Genomic DNA, 1,123 nt, shown 5'->3' with positions numbered 1-1,123 from the left:
AGGACAAACGTTAAAAATACCGTCGCTGTAGTTCAGATGGCCCACGTTTATATCCATACCAGTTATCTGACCGGTTTTAGGCTTGGATGCAATTTCACAGCAACGTCAAACGGCAAACTTGCCCAGTAGGTACCATTCTCACGATAAATGGAGACCACTTTTAAAGTACCGGTTAAATGGCGCGCACCACGAAACGAAATATCGTACCAAACCTTTGTACCGTGTGGCTTGTCTAACCGTAATCGACCATTAACAATTTTGGCACGATCCGTCTTAAATCCCTGACGCGGTGCTTTTTTGGATTTGAAATGTGGTTTACCCCAGTCCGGTAAAGATTGGTCAAAGAAGTTTTGCCAAGCTTTGCCTAAGTCAGTGATGGCTAACTGTAAGCAGCGCGCAGACAACTGATATTGCCAGTCTTGCTTATTTGCGACTAATTCGTCACGCACTTTACGCGCAGTGGGACGCAACTTTTTATCAGCCAAGATTTGCGAGCTATCATACATTGCATTCCAAGTGGCTAAGCCTTGATTCCAGCAATAACGGCGATAATCACAGAGTTGTGCTAAAATACGGCGCATGGTGGCATTCGGATATAATCTGACTTTTACTGTTTGCATCATCTCGATCCCCCCCTCTTGTGATTAACTTCACCACACAGGGTTCTATTGAAAAGGTCTACTGTTTTGCTATTTTATTTTTTGAGCGTCATTCATATCTACATTTTTAAACTGATCTCTATGAATGACATATTTCGACTTGATTTGATGTTATGCTACATTTTTGTTAACAGCTATCAGCTCCTTTTTTTAAAGAGGATAAAAAAACACCTCCTAGCAATTTGCTTGGAGGTGTTATGATAGCAACCGCGATCTGTTACTTCATGTTAGTCACTACCGAATTTGATTCAATTTTGCGTCATTGAACGCTCTTATTTGCCGCCTTTTTTCATAGCAGCCATTTCAGAGTAGTTTTCAGACCGTTTCTTCATATCATCAACAGTCTTGTCGAACATTTCTTCAACGACAGCTTCGTCCTTCTTCACACCATGTAAGCGTGAGAAACGAGTTTGTGTTTCCAAGAAGTCAGGGATCTTCGTGAAGTCAGCCTTCTTGTAGTCGAA

2 pseudogenes are annotated in these 1,123 nt (G+C 41.7%); both read right to left on the bottom strand.

Annotated elements, in window-relative coordinates:
* Positions 1-623, bottom strand: a pseudogene (locus tag FC07_RS07530) (RNA-guided endonuclease InsQ/TnpB family protein); the annotation flags it as partial.
* Positions 624-931: 308 nt separating this feature from the next.
* Positions 932-1,123: pseudogene (locus FC07_RS15975) on the bottom strand (thiamine pyrophosphate-dependent enzyme); the annotation flags it as partial.

The sequence above is a fragment of the Loigolactobacillus bifermentans DSM 20003 genome, from assembly GCF_001434575.1.
Lineage (GTDB): Bacteria > Bacillota > Bacilli > Lactobacillales > Lactobacillaceae > Loigolactobacillus > Loigolactobacillus bifermentans.
The sequence above is the reverse complement of the archived record's forward strand: the minus strand, read 5'-3'. Positions and strand labels throughout refer to the sequence as shown.